We start from the raw sequence: 943 nt of genomic DNA, 5'->3' as shown, positions 1-943 counted from the left end.
CAACAACGTCATGCCCTCCTACAACTAGCCTGGACCTCGATGAGCACCGCCGCCCTCTCCCGCATCGCGCTGTACTACCGGTTCACCCCGCTCGCCGACCCCGAGGCGGTGCGGCTGTGGCAGCGCACGCTCGCCGCGTCCCTCGGCCTGACCGGCCGGATCATCGTGTCGCCGCAGGGGATCAACGGGACCGTCGGCGGGCCGGTCGACGCGGTCAAGCGCTACGTGCGCGGCACGCGGGAGCATCCGGCGTTCCGGGACCTCGAGGTGAAGTGGTCGGGCGGCTCGGCGGCGGACTTCCCCCGCCTCTCCGTCAAGGTCAAGCCCGAGCTCGTCGCGTTCGGGGCCCCCGAGCGCATCACCGTGGACGCGGACGGCGTCGTCGGCACGGGGGAGCGGCTCACCCCCGCCCAGGTGGACGCGCTCGTCGCCGAGCGGGCCGGCACCGCGAACCCCGTGCGCTTCCTCGACGGCCGCAACACGGTGGAGGCGGCCATCGGCCGCTTCGACGGGGCCGTGGTCCCGGACGCGCACACCACCCGCGACCTGCTCGCCGCCGTCGACTCCGGGGCCCTGGACCACGTCAAGGACGCGCCGCTGATCACCTACTGCACGGGCGGCGTGCGCTGCGAGGTCCTCTCGGCCCTGCTCAAGGACCGCGGCTTCGCCGAGGTCTACCAGCTCGACGGCGGCATCGTCCGCTACGGCGAGGCCCGTGGCGACGCCGGACTGTGGCGGGGCGAGCTGGCCGTGTTCGACCGACGCCTGTCCACCCGCTTCACCGCCGACGCCGAGACCATCGGCCGGTGCGTCACGTGCGAGGCACCGACCTCGGCGCTGCGCAACTGCGCCGACCCGGCCTGCACCACGCTCGAGGTCCGCTGTGCGGCCTGCGCCGCCGACGACCCCGAGCACCGCTGTCCTGTCTGCGCCCACCGCCCCC

General features: G+C 74.2%; 1 protein-coding gene. It reads left to right on the top strand.

The window, feature by feature from the left end:
* Window positions 1-39: 39 nt before the first annotated feature.
* Window positions 40-943 (top strand): oxygen-dependent tRNA uridine(34) hydroxylase TrhO (locus HMPREF3105_RS07595; RefSeq protein ID WP_070709092.1); only part of this gene is annotated, 904 nt, incomplete at its 3' end.

This window comes from Micrococcus sp. HMSC31B01 (assembly GCF_001816085.1).
GTDB lineage: Bacteria > Actinomycetota > Actinomycetes > Actinomycetales > Micrococcaceae > Micrococcus > Micrococcus luteus.
This window is presented reverse-complemented; position numbering and strand designations above follow the sequence as displayed.